Annotated in this window: 17 protein-coding genes; 13 read left to right on the forward strand and 4 right to left on the reverse strand. The window is 45.4% G+C overall.

Translation table 11 applies throughout. The annotated features are described in order from the left end of the window. Positions 1-444 precede the first annotated feature (444 nt). From KJB35_RS10825 to KJB35_RS10850, 6 genes are all read left to right on the forward strand, one after another. Complete coding sequence (locus tag KJB35_RS10825) at positions 445-1470, forward strand: ABC transporter permease subunit (protein ID WP_005384771.1); 1026 nt, start codon at positions 445-447, stop codon at positions 1468-1470. A gap of 1 nt (position 1471) precedes the next feature. Beyond that, positions 1472-2515: an ABC transporter permease gene (locus tag KJB35_RS10830; protein WP_005379369.1), complete on the forward strand. Its 1044-nt coding sequence runs from the start codon at positions 1472-1474 to the stop codon at positions 2513-2515. 37 nt (positions 2516-2552) lie between these two features. Further along, positions 2553-4379: an extracellular solute-binding protein gene (locus tag KJB35_RS10835; protein ID WP_158157112.1), complete on the forward strand. Its 1827-nt coding sequence runs from the start codon at positions 2553-2555 to the stop codon at positions 4377-4379. A 9-nt stretch (positions 4380-4388) separates the two neighbouring features. Next, positions 4389-5246: an ABC transporter ATP-binding protein gene (locus KJB35_RS10840; protein WP_080960121.1), complete on the forward strand. Its 858-nt coding sequence runs from the start codon at positions 4389-4391 to the stop codon at positions 5244-5246. A gap of 35 nt (positions 5247-5281) precedes the next feature. Further along, positions 5282-6121, forward strand: a complete 840-nt coding sequence (locus tag KJB35_RS10845) for an ABC transporter ATP-binding protein (protein WP_005379372.1) — start codon at positions 5282-5284, stop codon at positions 6119-6121. Positions 6122-6289: 168 nt separating this feature from the next. Further along, positions 6290-6715 carry a phosphate-starvation-inducible protein PsiE gene (locus tag KJB35_RS10850; RefSeq protein WP_025768316.1) on the forward strand — a complete coding sequence of 142 codons (426 nt, stop codon included), beginning with the start codon at positions 6290-6292 and terminating at the stop codon, positions 6713-6715. Between the two features lie 55 nt (positions 6716-6770). Here KJB35_RS10850 and KJB35_RS10855 read toward each other — a convergent pair whose 3' ends face one another. Then, entirely contained in the window at positions 6771-7637 is an 867-nt protein-coding gene (locus tag KJB35_RS10855) for a YicC/YloC family endoribonuclease (protein WP_005379378.1), read from the reverse strand. Between the two features lie 184 nt (positions 7638-7821). On the opposite strand from KJB35_RS10855, the gene rph reads away from it, so the two are divergent. After that, entirely contained in the window at positions 7822-8538 is a 717-nt protein-coding gene (gene rph, locus KJB35_RS10860; RefSeq protein WP_031780917.1) for a ribonuclease PH, read from the forward strand. A 104-nt stretch (positions 8539-8642) separates the two neighbouring features. After that, positions 8643-9284, forward strand: a complete 642-nt coding sequence (gene pyrE / locus KJB35_RS10865) for an orotate phosphoribosyltransferase (RefSeq protein WP_104979943.1) — start codon at positions 8643-8645, stop codon at positions 9282-9284. An 84-nt stretch (positions 9285-9368) separates the two neighbouring features. Here pyrE and KJB35_RS10870 read toward each other — a convergent pair whose 3' ends face one another. From KJB35_RS10870 to coaBC, 3 genes are all read right to left on the reverse strand, one after another. After that, entirely contained in the window at positions 9369-10319 is a 951-nt protein-coding gene (locus tag KJB35_RS10870; RefSeq protein ID WP_025768317.1) for a Kdo(2)-lipid IV(A) acyltransferase, read from the reverse strand. A 6-nt stretch (positions 10320-10325) separates the two neighbouring features. Beyond that, on the reverse strand, positions 10326-10916 hold the full coding sequence (gene slmA / locus KJB35_RS10875; RefSeq protein ID WP_005379386.1) for a nucleoid occlusion factor SlmA: 591 nt from the start codon (positions 10914-10916) through the stop codon (positions 10326-10328). A gap of 171 nt (positions 10917-11087) precedes the next feature. After that, positions 11088-12287 (reverse strand): bifunctional phosphopantothenoylcysteine decarboxylase/phosphopantothenate--cysteine ligase CoaBC, encoded by a 1200-nt coding sequence (coaBC, locus tag KJB35_RS10880; protein WP_054574188.1) that lies wholly within the window; start codon positions 12285-12287, stop codon positions 11088-11090. A 193-nt stretch (positions 12288-12480) separates the two neighbouring features. On the opposite strand from coaBC, the gene KJB35_RS10885 reads away from it, so the two are divergent. The 5 genes from KJB35_RS10885 (at position 12481) to KJB35_RS10905 (ending at position 16418) form a co-directional block, all read left to right on the forward strand. Beyond that, positions 12481-14154 carry a methyl-accepting chemotaxis protein gene (locus KJB35_RS10885; RefSeq protein ID WP_054574189.1) on the forward strand — a complete coding sequence of 558 codons (1674 nt, stop codon included), beginning with the start codon at positions 12481-12483 and terminating at the stop codon, positions 14152-14154. A 114-nt stretch (positions 14155-14268) separates the two neighbouring features. After that, positions 14269-14943, forward strand: a complete 675-nt coding sequence (radC, locus tag KJB35_RS10890) for a DNA repair protein RadC (RefSeq protein WP_017820707.1) — start codon at positions 14269-14271, stop codon at positions 14941-14943. Between the two features lie 302 nt (positions 14944-15245). Further along, positions 15246-15482, forward strand: a complete 237-nt coding sequence (rpmB, locus tag KJB35_RS10895; RefSeq protein ID WP_005384783.1) for a 50S ribosomal protein L28 — start codon at positions 15246-15248, stop codon at positions 15480-15482. Between the two features lie 13 nt (positions 15483-15495). Continuing rightward, positions 15496-15666, forward strand: coding sequence for a 50S ribosomal protein L33 (gene rpmG, locus KJB35_RS10900; RefSeq protein WP_004410866.1), 171 nt, complete (start codon positions 15496-15498; stop codon positions 15664-15666). Between the two features lie 275 nt (positions 15667-15941). Beyond that, positions 15942-16418 (forward strand): hypothetical protein, encoded by a 477-nt coding sequence (locus KJB35_RS10905; RefSeq protein WP_085569736.1) that lies wholly within the window; start codon positions 15942-15944, stop codon positions 16416-16418. Positions 16419-16472: the final 54 nt, after the last annotated feature.

Here is a 16472-nt window from a genome sequence, read left to right on the forward strand (position 1 = left end):
AACTTATTAGGTGGTATCAAAATATGATACCCATTGCGGTTAAAGGGCTCACTCGTATTTTTAGGTCAAATATAACCTTGGATTATGTGTCTATTTATGTGTGTAGGGTGCGTTTTTATGTAGGTTTTTGGCTCTAAACAGCCTAGATTGATATTCTGTATGAATTATTTTTGTGGTTTTTTATAATTTTTTACAAAAACATTTCTGTTTTTCGACATCGAAGGAAGTTTGTCATGTTTTGGTTTCAAACACTTGAAGCTGATGTGGATTCAAGATAAATATGACGCTGAAATTATTGCAGTAGTAGAAAAGTCTAGCTCTTGAGGCGCAGGGAGTGTGCTTCAACAGTTTTAGTTACTACGAGATAAATATGCACCATTTTGGGCGGAAAATATCCTCTTTCACTCCGTTTGAACTGGACAGTAGACAAGGAGCAAGTTGTATATGCTGTCGTACTTTTTACGCCGTTTGGCGTTGGTTATCCCAACGTTTCTCGGGATAACTATTCTCATCTTTGCTATCACTCGTTTCGTGCCTGGCGGACCTGTTGAACGCATGTTGTCACAAATGCAGTCTCAGGGGGACGGCGCCGCATCAATGACGTCTGCGGGTGGTAATACGGCCCTTTCTGACGATCAAATCGCGGAGCTGAATGCGTTTTATGGCCTGGATAAACCTGTAACGGAAGCGTACGTCGAGTGGTTAAGTCGTTTGGTAATGCTAGATCTTGGCGAGTCGACGCGTTACTACGAGCCTGTCTCGGATATGATCGCAGAGCGTTTGCCAGTGTCGTTGTTTTATGGCGGCATGACCTTCTTTATTAGTTATTTTATCTCGATTCCTCTTGGTTACTATAAGGCGCTCAAGCACGGTTCTGTGTTTGATTCCGCCTCTTCAGTACTCATTTTCGTAGGCTACGCGCTACCAGGTTATGTGGTGGGTGTATTGCTGATCACGTTATTTAGTTATCACTTGGAATGGTTTCCGATGGGAGGCTTTGTCGGCGATGACTTCGACGATTACGAAACCTTCTTTGAACGCGCTAAAGACATTATGTGGCATGCGGTGTTGCCTTTGATCTGTTACCTCATTGGTGATTTTGCCACGCTGACGATGACAATGAAAAATAACCTGATGGAAAACCTTTCCTCAGATTACATCCGCACCGCAATTGCGAAAGGATTACCTTTCAAAAAAGCAGTTCGTAAGCACGCGTTGCGTAACAGCTTAATTCCGATCGCGAGTCACTTTGGTAACTCTTTGTTGTTCTTCATGACCGGTGCCTTCCTGATTGAAGTTATCTTCAATATTGATGGCATTGGCTTATTGGGTTACGAATCAATCATGGAGCGTGATTACCCTGTTGTTATGGGTATTGTCGCCATTAATGCGTTGTTACTGCTCATTGGTAACATCATTTCAGATATTTGTGTTGCTTTAGTCGACCCACGTGTGAAGTTTGGAGCGTAACATGATTAAAGTTAGTCCATTAACTCAAAAGAAAATTCGTCACTTTAAAGAGATCAAACGAGGCTATTGGTCGTTTGTTGCTCTTTCTATCATGTTGATCCTTTCTCTATTCGCCGAACTTTTGATCAACAGTAAAGCGCTAGTCGTCAAGTACGATGGTAGCTACTATTTTCCTGTTGTCAGTGACGTACGTTTAGGTAGCGAATTCGGCCAAGAGTCATCCAGTGAAGCCGATTATCGTGTACTGCAAAAAGCGTTTGAGGCTGAAGGGGGCGACAACTTTGTTATTTTGCCGCTTGTGCCGTGGAACCCATACGAACAAGATTTTAGTGGTGATTTCCCGCCAACAGCGCCTAGTGCCGAAAATAAGCATTATTTAGGTACAGATGTGATAGGTCGCGATATTTTGGCGCGACTCGTCTACGGATTCAGAACGGCGATGGGATTTGCGTTGCTTACGATGGCCATTTCCTACGCGATCGGTACTGCAGTCGGTTGTGCTATGGGTTTTTGGGGCGGTAAATTTGACTTGTTTGTACAGCGACTTATCGAAATCTGGTCAATGGTCCCGTTTTTGTACGTCATTATGATTCTTGTCTCAATCGTTCAGCCGACGTTCGCTCTCTTTGTCGCTATTAACGTGCTTTTCACTTGGATGGGGATGACATGGTACATGCGGACCATGACCTATAAAGAAGCGGCACGAGAATATGTAATGGCGGCTCGTGCTTTAGGGGCATCGACCGGACGTATCTTGTTTAATCACATCTTGCCAAATACGATGGTGATGATTGTAACCCTAGCGCCTTTCACTATTGCAGCTAACATCACAGCACTGACTGCTCTCGATTACCTAGGATTAGGCTTGATGCCACCAACGCCAAGTTGGGGTGAACTACTGCAACAAGGTAAGTCAAACTTAGATTCGCCATGGATTGTTGCGTCAGTAGTGACTTCTATTGTTCTGGTTCTGGTAATGGTGACCTTTATTGGTGAAGCCATTCGAGCGGCTTTCGACCCGAAAAAATTCACACGCTATGTTTAAGCGAGCATTGTGAGCAAAACATAAAAAGGGAAGTTTTATGAAGAAATTATTTTTAGCGTCCACGCTGAGCGCCCTGAGTTTTGGTGCAATGTCAGCAACGCTTCCGACTGACTTAAACTGGCAAACAAACTGGGATGAGCCTCAATATGGTTCGCCAGAAGCGAAACGTGGAGGGACTTATCGCACCTTTATGTCAAGTTTCCCACAGACGTTACGTAGTGTTGGTCCAGACGCTAATGCAGGGCTACGTTCTTTTATCTTAGATGAAACACCAGGCTTGGTGGTCCGCCACCCAGATACTTTAGAGTTCATCCCTGAGCTTGCTAACGAGTGGGCGTTAGCAGGTGACAACAAAACGGTCTATTTCAAACTCAACCCTGAAGCCAAATGGTCGGACGGCAAACCTGTGACTGCCGACGATTTCGTGTTCATGCTGAAGTTTTATCGTTCCAAAGATATCTTGGAACCTTGGTACAACGATTACTACAACAAAACGATTGCGGATGTTATCAAGTACGACACTCACACGTTTGCTGTTAAGGCGGCGAAAGAGTTCAATCCGGAAGAATTGCTGTTACGAATGGGGGCTCTGCGCCCACGTCCCGCACATTTTTATGCTAACCCTTCAAAAGATGAAAATGGTGACGGTATACATGACAACTTTGTCCGCTACTACAATTTTAAAAGTGAACCAACGACCAGTGCATACTACCTAGATGACATTAAAAAAGGTAAAAGTGTGACCTTCAAACATGTCGGTGAAGACTGGTGGGGTTACAGCAATAAGTATTATCAACATCGCTATAATGTCGACAAAATCCGCATCACAGTGATTCGCGACAGTGATATCGCGATGAAGCACTTTGAGAAAGGGAAGCTGGATGCATTTGGTCTTGTTTTACCAAGCTTATGGCATGATAAATCGAATACGGAACCTTACCAAAAGGGATACATTCACAAGTTCTGGGGTTACAACCAATTTCCAGTTGGGGCTGGTGGTGTATGGATGAACACCGCGATGCCTTTGCTGGATGATTTAAACATTCGCAAGGGCATTACTTACGCGATTGACTTTGATGGCATGATAGAGAATGTCATGCGTGGCGACTACTCCCGTAAACCGAACCCGACCGGTTATGGTCATGGTAAATACACCCTACCAGATGCTAAGGCACCGAAGTTTGATCCCGCAAAAGCGGCCGAGGCATTCGAAGCCGCAGGCTTTAACAAAATTGGTTCTGATGGTATTCGTGTCAATGATAAAGGTGAGCGCTTAAGCTTCGAGCTGACCTACGGAACACCTGTTCATACTCCTCGTATTGCATTTTTGCGTGAGCAAGCCAAGCTAGCAGGGCTGGATATTGAGCTCAAGTTAGTTGATGGCTCATCTATGTTCAAATACGTACGTGAGAAAAAGCACGATTTGGCTTTCTTAGATATGGGTACGTCTGAGATCCCAACGTATTGGGAGTACTTCCATTCAGTCAATGCGAACAAGCCGCAAACTAACTCTTTCACAAACTACAGCACGCCTGAACTGGATGAAAAGATCATCGAGTATCGTTTTGGCATGGATATGGATAAAAAGATCCAGCTAGGTCATGAGATTCAGCGTGACATCATTGATGCTCACGTTATCGTCCCAGGCTACATGGTTCCTTATGTCCGCTATGGTCACTGGCGCTGGTTAAAGTTTCCAGATAAGCCAATGAATCGCATGACAGAGGCGCTGTTCAGTGGTGCAATCATAGGCGATGGCACTTACTGGATTGATAGTGATATCAAAAAAGAAACGAAACAAGCGATGAAGTCAGACAAAGCTTTTGAACCTGTCGTTGTCGTAGATGACACTTATAAGCTGTAAGGATTGGTTATGGAAAACGATGTAATCCTAAGTGTTAAAGATCTCGAAGTTGAATTTACCACCGATGATGGGCCAGTGAAGGTTCTGCATGGTGTGAACTTTGATGTGCGAGCTGGACGTACACTCGGCCTGGTGGGAGAGTCAGGTAGTGGTAAGAGCGTAACCTCAATGTCGATCATGGGGCTATTACCTAAGCCATATGGCAACATCATTAAAGGTGAAGTGAATTATCGCGGCACCAACCTAGTTGATTTGCCTGCGGAAGAGATGTACGCCATGCGTGGCGATCGCATTTCGATCATCTTCCAAGACCCGATGACTGCGCTCAACCCAGTGCACACCATTGGTCGTCAAATATGTGAAGTGCTTGAGCTCCATCGACCTGAGCTCGACAAAAAGGAGCGGGAGGCGTACGCGATTGAGATGCTGGCAAAAGTAAAAATTCCAATGCCAGAGAAGCGATTGAATGAGTATCCCCATAACCTATCTGGTGGTATGCGCCAGCGTGTCATGATCGCGATGGCATTGGCCTGTAAGCCGGATATTCTGATTTGTGATGAACCGACTACAGCGTTGGATGTTACGGTTCAGGCGTCTATCCTTGAACTGATGAACGAGCTTCAGGAAGAAACGGGCATGGCGATGATCTTCATCACTCACGATCTCGGGGTTGTGGCAGAAGTGTGTGATGATGTTGCCGTGATGTATGGCGGACGTATTGTCGAAAAAGCAGAAATTTTTGAGTTGTTTGATAACCCGCAGCACCCATACACAGAGCGTTTGATGGGGTTGATGCCGAGCTTAGATAATGAGCCGAAGCAGATGATCGATATCAAGCCTATTGATGCCAGTATGTTTGCCAGTTAACTGGGCAAAGTGAACCAGTCATAAAAGAGGATGTTATGGCAAAAGAAGTATTAAGAATTGAAAATCTTAAGCAGCACTTTGTTTCTGGTAAAGGGCTGTTCAAGAAAGGCTACACCATCAAAGCGGTAGACGGGGTTTCACTGTCTGTTTCTGAAGGTGAAACACTGGGGCTAGTTGGTGAGTCAGGTTGTGGTAAAAGCACCCTTGGTCGCACGATCTTAAAGTTATACGAGCCAACAGAAGGTAAGATTTTCTTTGAAGGTAAAGACATCACTAAATTGTCTGTTAAAGAGATGCGCTCGCTGCGTAAAGACATGCAAATCGTCTTTCAAGACCCAATGGAGTCACTCAATCAGCGTCATACCATCGGTATGATTCTGGAAGAACCGTTTGTTATTCATAAAATTGGCACGCCAACAGAGCGTAAACAATGGGTAAAAGAGCTTTTAATCAAAGTGGGATTACCAGAAACGGCAGTAAACCGTTATCCACATGAATTTTCAGGCGGACAACGGCAGCGTATCGGTATTGCTCGCGCGATTGCATTGAAGCCTAAACTACTGATTTGTGATGAATCGGTATCTGCGTTAGATGTGTCGGTACAGGCGCAAATCTTGAACCTATTGCTACAACTGCAACAAGAAATGAATTTGGCGATCATATTTATCTCTCACGATCTCTCGGTGGTGAAACATGTTTCTGACAAAGTTGCCGTGATGTATTTTGGTAAAGTGGTAGAAGCAGGCAGTGCTAAAGAAATTTATGCAAACCCGCAAAACGAATACACCAAAAAACTCCTATCTGCGATTCCGATCACTCACCCTAAATATCGGAAGAAAAAGCGCGTAGCTGAAAAAAAGCAGCAAGTGGCGTAAGTGATGCCACAGGTCCTATAACACAAAAGCGCTCCGCCAAATAAGCGGAGCGTTTTTATAAGCAAATGCCAGGACTTGGAGTCGATTTGCACTGATGTTTATTCTGATTGATTGAAGATCGTTGCATGCTAAACTCAAGGCCTATTTTCTTTGTTTGGATAATGGACCATGCCGTCGAATTTACCGAAATCCTTTAGTCGACCTTTCCTGAAAATCTTCCATATTTTGGAGGCGGTGTTATTAGTCTCTATTACCTTGGCGACGTTGTACGCCATGATGCAAGAGTTTGTGCACGTATTTGTAGAGAAGCGTGTCTTACTCACGGATATTCTGTTGATGTTTATCTATCTGGAAGTGCTCGCCATGGTGCAGCAGTTCGTGATGAACGGTAAAATTCCGGTACGCTATCCTATCTACATCGCGATGATGGCCATCGCCCGCTACATCACACTCGGAATGAAAGAGCTGGATGCAGTTTTGGTTGTGTGGTTATCTCTGGCTGCGTTTATTTTGGCTGCGGCTACTTTGCTGATCAGAATTGGACACCATTATTGGCCCTACGTTGATAACAGTACCTTGGAAAAAGACGAATAAAAGAAAGCCCCGTATTAGCGGGGCTTTTTTGTTTCAATACTCGATGACTTTTAGATCATTCAATGTTTTGGATCTGCTCACGCATCTGTTCAATTAGAACTTTCAGTTCAACGCCCGATGCGGTGATGTCGGTGCTGATGGATTTCGACGCTAGCGTGTTCGATTCACGGTTGAACTCTTGCATCATGAAATCTAGACGACGACCCACTGCGCCACCTTTTTTCAGAATGTTTGTGGTTTCTTTTACGTGAGAATCAAGACGGTCTAGCTCTTCTGCTACGTCTGATTTCTGTGCCAGAAGGATAAGCTCTTGCTCGATACGAGATGGATCCAGTTCCACTTTAGCGTCTTCGAACTTCGAGAATAGTCGTTCACGTTGCCACTCTAGTATTTCTGGCATGCGTGCGCGCACTTTCACAACTTCTGATGTGATCGCTTCTAGGCGTTGCTCAATCAGCGCCTTCATGTTCTCGCCTTCACGAGCGCGCGCTTCAATAAATTCATCCATTGCGCCATCAAATGCTTCTAGTAGCACTTTATTTACCGCATCCATGTCTTGCTCTGGCGTTTCCATTACCCCCGGCCATTGCATGACTTGAAATGGATTGATTCGGCTCAGTTCACCAGTCATGTGCATGACTTGTTCAGCGGCTTTAATTACCTGGCTAGCAAGCGCTTCATTGATGCTAAGCTCACCTTTTGCGGCAGGGTTTGCTTCAAAACGCAGATTACATTCTACTTTGCCTCGCGCTAAGCGCTTACGAAAGCGCTCACGTAAAACGGGCTCTAACCCGCGAAATTGTTCTGGCATGCGGAAGTATGTTTCTAAATAACGCTGGTTCACGCTGCGGATTTCCCATACCGCAGAGCCCCAATCGCCTTTTACTTCTTTGCGTGCATACGCTGTCATACTGTAAATCATCGAATTTTCCTGTCTTCATTTTTTGAAAATTACTTCAAGAGTGTATCATGCTGCGTCGATAGGTGCGCGGGATGTATGGATTGTTTATGTTGTGCCAGCGGCGTAACCTATGAATCCGGAATCGATTCCGTTATAATCTTCGCCCAACCAAATCGTCTTCTCCTCATATTTAAGGTAGATGCCCATGCGTCCAAACGATCGCAAGGCGGATCAAGTTCGCCCTATCAAAATTACTCGTAACTACACAGCTTACGCTGAAGGGTCAGTGCTAGTTGAGTTCGGTAACACCAAAGTGTTGTGTAATGCGACCGTCGAAGAATCTGTGCCACGTTGGCTAAAAGGTCAAGGTAAAGGCTGGGTTACAGCTGAATACGGCATGCTACCTCGAGCAACACATTCTCGTACTCGTCGTGAGGCGGCAAGTGGCAAACAAGGCGGCCGTACGATGGAAATTCAGCGTCTTATCGCGCGAAGCCTACGTGCTGTTGTCGATCTAAAAGCCATGGGTGAGTTCATGATCACCGTTGACTGTGACGTTATCCAAGCAGACGGCGGCACTCGCACTGCATCTATCAGCGGCGCAAGTGTTGCAATGGCCGATGCGTTCCAACACCTAGTAGATAGCGGCAAGCTAAAAGCAAACCCAATGAAAGGCCACGTAGCGGCAGTTTCTGTCGGCTTACTAGGCGACGAAGTATTGTGTGATCTTGAATACGTTGAAGATTCAGCGGCAGACACAGACATGAACGTAGTAATGACCGAAGAAGGCAAGATGATTGAAATTCAGGGCACCGCAGAAGGTGAACCGTTCAGTCACGAACAGCTGATGGCATTGCTCGAGTCGGCGAAAGTCGGCATTACGGAAATTGTCGCAGCGCAGAAGGCGGCGTTAGCCAATTGATTTAGATAGCTCCCATTATGGGGGCTATTTTTTTATCTCGACAATAGAGAAATGAATGATTGTCGAGAAGAGACACAAGAAACCAAGGACATAGAGAGAAAATAATGAAAGCATACCAGCGTGAATTTATTGAGTTTGCACTTGAGAAAGAAGTTCTTAAGTTTGGTGAGTTTACTTTGAAATCTGGCCGTAAAAGCCCGTACTTCTTTAACGCTGGTCTTTTCAATACTGGTCGTGACCTAGCGCGTCTTGGTCGTTTTTACGCAGCAGCGCTTGCTGATTCTGGCATTGAGTTTGATGTGCTGTTTGGCCCGGCGTACAAAGGTATCCCAATCGCGACGACAACAGCAGTCGCGCTGGCGGATCACCACGATATCGACACGCCTTACTGCTTCAACCGTAAAGAAGCGAAAGATCACGGCGAAGGCGGTAACCTTGTAGGCTCTGCGCTTGAAGGTCGTATCATGCTAGTAGATGACGTAATCACAGCAGGTACTGCGATTCGTGAATCGATGGAAATCATTCAAGCAAATGGCGCAGACCTTGCTGGTGTGTTGGTTGCGATTGACCGCCAAGAAAAAGGCAAAGGTGAGTTGTCTGCGATTCAAGAAGTGGAGCGTGACTTTGGTTGTGCAATCATCTCAATCATTAGCCTGACTGACCTTGTGACTTTCCTTGAAGAGAAAGGCACAGACAAAGAGCATCTAGAAGCAGTCAAAGCGTACCGCGCAGAATACGGCATTTAATTGGTTACTTTTTCTGAAAAAGTAAAAAGGGCAGATGGATATTCATCTGCCCTTTTTTGTTTTTGGATTCATCGCCTTGACCACTTACTTATAGCGAATGCCTTTCTCGACATGCTCATCTTGCATGGTTTTATAGCGTTTATGGAGCCACATCCATTGCTCTGGAGCGCGTAGAATGACTTTTTCCACATACTTGTTCATATAAGCGGCAGCGGCGACTTCGTCTTTTTGTGGATAATCGGCTTCAATGCAGTTATCGGCGATGATGTCGTATTTTCCTTCGTCATTGCGAAATCCTGAGCCTGGGATGATCGCACATTTTGAGGTATACGCCAGAATGCTCGTGCCTGTTGTCGTACACGCATCGTCTACGGCAAAGAAGGGCACAAATACTGATTTTTTGCGACCGTAATCGTGATCCGGTAAATAGAACAGACGCTCACCGCTGCGTAAAACACGAATCATCTTTTTTACATCTTTACGATCAATCAGTTTATTGCCGTTATGTGTCCGTCCCCAATACTGGATAAAGTTATAAGCAGGATTATTATGCGGACGAAACGCACCGTACCCGGCCACGCCTAACACGGCGAAAGCACGCGCAGTGATCTCTAGATTAAGAGCATGGACACAACAAAGTAGGACGCCTTTACCTTCTTTGGCTTTTTCACGCAGTGCGCCGAGATCTTTCTCGACGATCAGGTTTTTAAAGCGCCAAGTCGGCCAGAACCAAGTGATTCCGGTTTCTATCAGTGCCATACCGGTATTTTTGAAGTTCTCTTCAACAATATGTTGAATCTCTTCAGGTGTTTTGTCTGGAAAGGCCAATTCTAAGTTACGCTGAGCAACGTGGACACGCTTTTTACCGTAGCGCATGCCAAGTTTGCCGAGTGAACGACCTAATGAAAGCAGCAGCCGATAAGGAAGAATATTGACGAGGATGGCCAACAGACCAAAACCAAGCCATACGCCCCAGTTACGAGGGTGAAGAAGTGAAAGAGAAAACTCGGGCTGCGTGTATTTGTCTTTACTCATAGTCTTTTACTTTATTTGTGCACTCAAAAGCGCCCAGTACTCGTCAAAGTTTGCAGTCGGCTGGTATTTAAAGTCGCTACGCACAAAGCGGTTTAGGCTCCCCTCAACTTGTCCCAGAATTTGCGCGGCTAGGATGCGCTCTTCGACAGGGAAAGACTTCCCTTCACGAATCTTACGTTCACGCAGGATTTGGCGCAATTGTGTTTCTATACGCTCAAAGAGTTGATTGATGCGTTCACGTAGACGTTCATTTTCAAACATTAGAGCATGACCCGACAAAATGCGTGTCAGACCTGGGTTACGTTCAGAGAACGCCAAAATAAGGTGCATCACCATACGAATACGCTCTAGTGTATCTTTTTCGTCGTCTAGAATACGGTTGATACGTGTCATCAAGGCTTCTTCAATGAACTCAATCAACCCTTCGAACATGCGCGCTTTACTTGGGAAATGACGATACAGCGCGGCTTCTGAAACGCCGACTTGCTTGGCCAGTTTTGCCGTAGTAATGCGTGAAGCGCCATCTGTTGATTCAAGCATTTCTGCCAATGCTTGTAAGATTTCTTCACGACGGTTGGATTTTTTACTGCCGGCCATTAGTTACTTCCTTTCAAAATACAAAGTTGAGCGGAGGGGATTATAAGACGCTATTTCGCCTCAAACTAGACCACTAAGGGTGGAATGGGAGATTTAACACCCTTAGTTGTCATTTTTGTACCAAATTTATGCCAGCTTTTGTAAAAAATTGGCAGGGTTTTCAAACGTTAGTTACATCAATTGATGCATTTTTTCGAGAATTTTAAAGCTCAATGCTTCTTTTGATTCCAAAGCGAGCGCAAGTTCACCTTCAGGCCAGTAAAGGGTAATTGCGTTGTCGTTGCTGTTAAATCCTTGCCCTGCAACCGAAACGTCGTTTGCACAGATCATATCGAGGTTTTTCTTTGTTAACTTGCCTCGAGCATAGGTCTCTACATCATTGGTTTCAGCCGCAAAACCGACGGTAAACGGACGCTTCTCCGTCATTGCTGCCACAGATGCAACAATATCAGGATTTTTAACCATATTAATGACCATTTCGTCGTTGTCTTCTGTCTTTTTCAACTTTTGAGACGCGATCGTTTGTGGGCGGTAGTCGGCAACGGCAGCGCAGCTAATAAAGGCATCATGCTGGTTTGCATGTGTCATAACGGCTTCGTGCATCTCTTGTGCACTGGAAACATTTATGCGCTCAACACCTACGGGCGTATTTAAACTGACAGGACCGCTCACGAGGGTGACTTTTGCTCCCATCTGCGCTGCGGCGCTCGCCAATGCATAGCCCATTTTCCCGGAGCTATGGTTCGTAATGTAACGCACTGGATCAATCGCTTCGCGAGTTGGTCCGGCGGTAATGAGTATCGACCTACCTTCTAGCAATTTTGGTTGAAAGAACTGTTCACATAGCTCTACTAGCTGCATTGGTTCCAGCATTCGACCTGGTCCTACATCACCACAGGCTTGCTCTCCTGCCGCAGGGCCCCAGATGTGCATACCACGACGCGCTAACGTAGCGATGTTCTCTTGGGTTGCGATATTGCGATACATCTGTTGATTCATCGCCGGAGAAACAGCAACAGGGGAATCCGTCGCGAGCACGAGCGTAGTAAGTAAATCGTTCCCCATGCCTGCGGACATGCGCGCGATTAAGTCCGCGGTCGCGGGCGCTAATAGCACTAAATCTGCCCATTTGGCCAATTCAATATGGCCCATAGAGGCTTCCGCTGCTGGGTCTAGTAAACTGTCCGAGACAGGACGGCCCGAAACGGCTTGCATGGTTAAAGGGGTAATGAACTCTTTTGCGGCTTTCGTCATTACAACTTGAACTTGCGCTCCTCTCTCTATGAGGCGACGGGTTAGCTCCGCACATTTATACGCGGCAATACCGCCACTGATGCCGAGTAGAATTTTCTTTCCTGCTAGTGTTTGCATGTGAGATCTCCAATTTGATGACCGGATTTTAACACAATTCAAAGTCTGACCGCCCGAGCATATATAACGAGAAGATAATTCACATCAAACTCCAGAGTATTAATCTGACCGAGGAAGGGAAAATTCTCGCCTACCTCACAGACAAGTTGCGCGGAGTTTGCAAGTCTGAAAAGAAAAAGAGGTAGTGGAAACCATGGTGTTGAAAAGTCGAAACAAATTGCTGCTGATAACCCTAATTCCGCTGCTGTTGATCACTACGTTGATCTCAGTGGTGTATTACATCAACAGCAGTAAAAGTTTGGAAGCGGAGTTAGCAAGAGACAGGCAAGAGCTCATCGAAACGAAAAAGAAAGAGTTACAAGCCTATATGATGATGGGCGTGACGGCGATAAGACCGTTATACGACGCGGATGTAAATGGAAGTAATAAAGAGGCAGCAAAAGAAATTCTGAAAGCCATGCGCTTTGAAAGCGATGGTTACTTTTTTGCCTACGACTCTCAAGGTGTGAATACGTTGCACGCCATCAAACCTGCATTAGAGGGTAAAAACCTTTACGACTTAAAAGATGAAAATGGGGTCGCAGTTATTGCGGGCTTGATTGACGCTTCTCAAAAAGGGGATGGGTTCCTCTATTTCTCGTGGCACAAACCGACCATTGACGCACAAGCGCCTAAGTTGGGCTATGCAGAATATCTATCGAAATGGGACTGGGTTTTAGGTACTGGCGTTTATATTGATGACATCGACCAGCAAGTTGCGATGCACAGAGAGTTAAAGACTCAAGAGCTAAAAGAGCATACATTATCTGCCGTGTTGATTTCCGTTATTGGATTGATCATTACCAGTGTTCTCACCAGTATCGTGGTGTCTAAAGGCATTCAGCCATTACAACATGTCGCGGCTTCATTAAAAGATGTTGCCGCAGGCGGCGGTGACTTAACGGCTCGTTTAAAAGTCGAAAGTCAGGATGAAGTCGGTGAAGTGGCGGCCGCGTTTAATGAGTTTATGGATAAGCTGCACCCACTGATGCAGGACATTCATCGCTCTGCGACGACAGTACAGACCGTTTCTCAAAGCCTGAACACTCAGACCAGCCAAGCGAGCGGTCAAATGCAGGATCACTGTTTAGAGACGGACAAAGTCGTGACGGCAGTGACGCAAATGAGCATGACTGCCAAAGAAGTAGCCAGCAATACTAATGCGACCGCGCAGGCAATTGACGATGCCAACAGTCAAGTCACCGCCGCTCAGCATGAGGTCGAGCAAGCAATAGAAGGCATTACCGAACTCGTGACGGAGATAGACAGCACGTCAGATGCAATTTCTGAGTTGAGTTTACAGACCGAAAAAATAACCAAAGTGCTGGATGTGATTGGCGAGATAGCCGAGCAAACGAATTTGTTGGCCCTAAATGCGGCGATTGAAGCGGCTAGAGCCGGTGAGCAAGGTCGAGGGTTTGCCGTCGTTGCGGATGAAGTGCGCTCGTTAGCCAGTCGTACGCAAAATAGTACTCATGAAATTGGCGACATGCTCAAGCAGCTACAAAATGGTGTATCAAGAGCGGTCAGTACGATGTCGGTGAGCCAAAAACGAGGTGTCAAAACGGCGGAAGAATCTGCGCTCATTCAGCAATCTCTTTCTGGTGTTCATCATTCTATCGGAACAATTCGAGATATGGGTATTCAAACCGCGTCTGCCGCAGAAGAACAAAGCGCGGTTGCAGAAGACATCAACCAAAACTTAGTGGCTATTCAACAGATCGTGAACAACATTAATGAGACGTTGCAGCATGCCGAGTCAATCAGCACGCAGCTATCACAGTCTGGAACAGAAATTCACGGCTTGGTTGGCAACTTTAAACTCTGATGAACTGTTAAGTTGCATGGAAAACACTGATAGTACGAAGAAAGCGAAAGTCATACTCGACTTTCGCTTTTTGTTTTGTGGAATAGGGACACTTTCCATATAAAGAGACATCAGATGATACTGAAAGCTTTGCCAAATGAGTCCATGCCCAGAGAGAAGCTACTGCAACGAGGGCCGCAAGCTTTGACCGATGCTGAGCTACTGGCCATCTTCTTGCGCACAGGCACCCGCGGAATGAACGTGATTGAGCTTGCAGACTTCCTTATTCAAGACTTTGGTTCGCTCAGACAACTATTTTCAGCATCAGAAGAAGAGTTTTGTCGTCACAAAGGATTAGGGCAAGCCAAGTATGTTCAACTGCAAGCTGTACTAGAAATGACACAACGTTACTTGGCGGAGACGCTAAAGCGTGGTGATGCCTTAACCAGCCCCGACCAAACTAAGTTATATCTGTCTTCTATTTTGAGGGATCGGCAAAGAGAGGCTTTTTATATTCTTTTTCTCGATAACCAGCACCGAGTGATAAAAGATGAAATTTTATTTGAAGGAACGTTGGATGCAGCGTCGGTGTATCCGAGAGAAGTTGTTAAGCGTGCTCTGCATCATAACGCGGCGGCTTTGATTTTGGCGCACAATCATCCTTCAGGGGTTGCTGAGCCGAGCCAAGCTGACAGAAGGATTACAAGGCGTCTCATCGACGCATTAGCATTGGTGGATATTCGTATTTTGGACCATTTCGTCATCGGAGATGGGGAAAGTGTCTCTTTTGCTGAAAGAGGCTGGATATAACTGTGCGTTTTTTAGGTTGTTAGTTGCTAAAAATCTGCTATCATCCACGCCACTAAATTTTTAACTGAATTCAGCTTGGACTGCTAAAAAAATCTGCTGTCTAAAAAAAGATCACGAAAACCTGTAAAAAGGATCTGTTCGGGTCTTGAGCAATGCATATCAAGTTAGTATAATGCGCGACCTTTGATAGCCTTGTATGGATTTTCCATAGCGGTTCTTAACCTCTAACTTCTTTTCGAGAGATAGAGAGGTTCGGCCACCAAGGTTGATATCGAGCTGAAACGATTTTGGAGAAGACATTCATGTCACGAGTATGCCAAGTAACTGGTAAGCGTCCAGTAACGGGTAACAACCGTTCACACGCACGAAATGCTACTAAGCGTCGTTTTCTGCCGAACCTACAAACTCATCGTTTCTGGGTAGAGAGCGAAAAACGTTTTGTTAAACTACGTCTATCTGCTAAAGGTATGCGCATCATCGACAAGAAAGGTATTGATACTGTTCTTGCAGACATGCGTGCACGTGGCGAAAACGTTTAAGAGGAAATAAGCAATGGCAAAGAAAGGCGTTCGTGAGAAAATCCGTCTAGTATCTTCTGCAGGTACAGGCCACTTCTACACAACTGATAAGAACAAGCGTAACATGCCAGGCAAATTTGAGATCAAAAAGTTTGATCCAGTAGTTCGCCAGCACGTTATGTACAAAGAAGCAAAAATCAAATAATTGGTTTCAGTCTCTTTGATGAATTGAAAAACCCAACTTTCGAGTTGGGTTTTTTATTACCTGAATAAAAATGCTGAAGAAAAGTGTTCAGTACGTCATCGGATTATAAAGTACTGCTAACGTCATTTTATTGGTCCGACTCTATACTCGAATTTTTAATTTATCGTCCTATACCGCTTGGTCACCGCTTCTCTACATACTTGCACACCATTGTTCTAGTCAACCTCAATACTCTTTGGTAATTTACTCATAACTATAAGAGAGTAGAGATGGTTATGCGTGTGAGTCCGGCTCGTCGCCGCCGATGGAACAATATTCTTATTCTGGGCATTATCGCGTTTATAGTGATCTTAAATGCGCCGATGTGGATCAAAACTTACCTATTAACAGCCCAAGCAGACCCTTACCCAAATGTACTTCGCTCCGACTATACGGTGGAGTCTTTGTACTATAGTGGCTGGGAGTTCGAGCTGCATGATGGACGGTGGCAATCCAACATCAAAGTTGATGCACCGATCAGTGAACTTGTATCACGCTGGCAATCATTGGAAGGGACCGAGCTTACCTCAGAACAGTACGACCATTTAAAACCTAACCTAGCGGTACCTGAAACGGTAGAAGTCTGGTATCAGGCTCTCGAAGAGCCGCAGCGGGTGACTTTCTTTCGTTTACCTGATTTTTGGCTATTTAAAACCTGGCAAGACAAATGGGTCGCTATCTCCGTTGATGAAAACTACCTTATGCCAGAGTAAAGCCTTTTTGCGTCTATACCCCTAATAAGCTTCCCTATTTATCGTTTTTCTTTT

Origin of the sequence: Vibrio sp. D431a (assembly GCF_030248655.1) — a bacterium.
GTDB lineage: Bacteria > Pseudomonadota > Gammaproteobacteria > Enterobacterales > Vibrionaceae > Vibrio > Vibrio alginolyticus.

Coding starts and splice junctions, on each gene's coding strand:
- KJB35_RS10825 (WP_005384771.1), top strand. CDS start 445: ATGCTGTCGTACTTTTTACGCCGTTTGGCGTTGGTTATCCCAACGTTT.
- KJB35_RS10830 (WP_005379369.1), top strand. CDS start 1,472: ATGATTAAAGTTAGTCCATTAACTCAAAAGAAAATTCGTCACTTTAAA.
- KJB35_RS10835 (WP_158157112.1), top strand. CDS start 2,553: ATGAAGAAATTATTTTTAGCGTCCACGCTGAGCGCCCTGAGTTTTGGT.
- KJB35_RS10840 (WP_080960121.1), top strand. CDS start 4,389: ATGGAAAACGATGTAATCCTAAGTGTTAAAGATCTCGAAGTTGAATTT.
- KJB35_RS10845 (WP_005379372.1), top strand. CDS start 5,282: ATGGCAAAAGAAGTATTAAGAATTGAAAATCTTAAGCAGCACTTTGTT.
- KJB35_RS10850 (WP_025768316.1), top strand. CDS start 6,290: ATGCCGTCGAATTTACCGAAATCCTTTAGTCGACCTTTCCTGAAAATC.
- KJB35_RS10855 (WP_005379378.1), bottom strand. CDS start 7,637: ATGATTTACAGTATGACAGCGTATGCACGCAAAGAAGTAAAAGGCGAT.
- rph (WP_031780917.1), top strand. CDS start 7,822: ATGCGTCCAAACGATCGCAAGGCGGATCAAGTTCGCCCTATCAAAATT.
- pyrE (WP_104979943.1), top strand. CDS start 8,643: ATGAAAGCATACCAGCGTGAATTTATTGAGTTTGCACTTGAGAAAGAA.
- KJB35_RS10870 (WP_025768317.1), bottom strand. CDS start 10,319: ATGAGTAAAGACAAATACACGCAGCCCGAGTTTTCTCTTTCACTTCTT.
- slmA (WP_005379386.1), bottom strand. CDS start 10,916: ATGGCCGGCAGTAAAAAATCCAACCGTCGTGAAGAAATCTTACAAGCA.
- coaBC (WP_054574188.1), bottom strand. CDS start 12,287: ATGCAAACACTAGCAGGAAAGAAAATTCTACTCGGCATCAGTGGCGGT.
- KJB35_RS10885 (WP_054574189.1), top strand. CDS start 12,481: ATGGTGTTGAAAAGTCGAAACAAATTGCTGCTGATAACCCTAATTCCG.
- radC (WP_017820707.1), top strand. CDS start 14,269: ATGATACTGAAAGCTTTGCCAAATGAGTCCATGCCCAGAGAGAAGCTA.
- rpmB (WP_005384783.1), top strand. CDS start 15,246: ATGTCACGAGTATGCCAAGTAACTGGTAAGCGTCCAGTAACGGGTAAC.
- rpmG (WP_004410866.1), top strand. CDS start 15,496: ATGGCAAAGAAAGGCGTTCGTGAGAAAATCCGTCTAGTATCTTCTGCA.
- KJB35_RS10905 (WP_085569736.1), top strand. CDS start 15,942: ATGCGTGTGAGTCCGGCTCGTCGCCGCCGATGGAACAATATTCTTATT.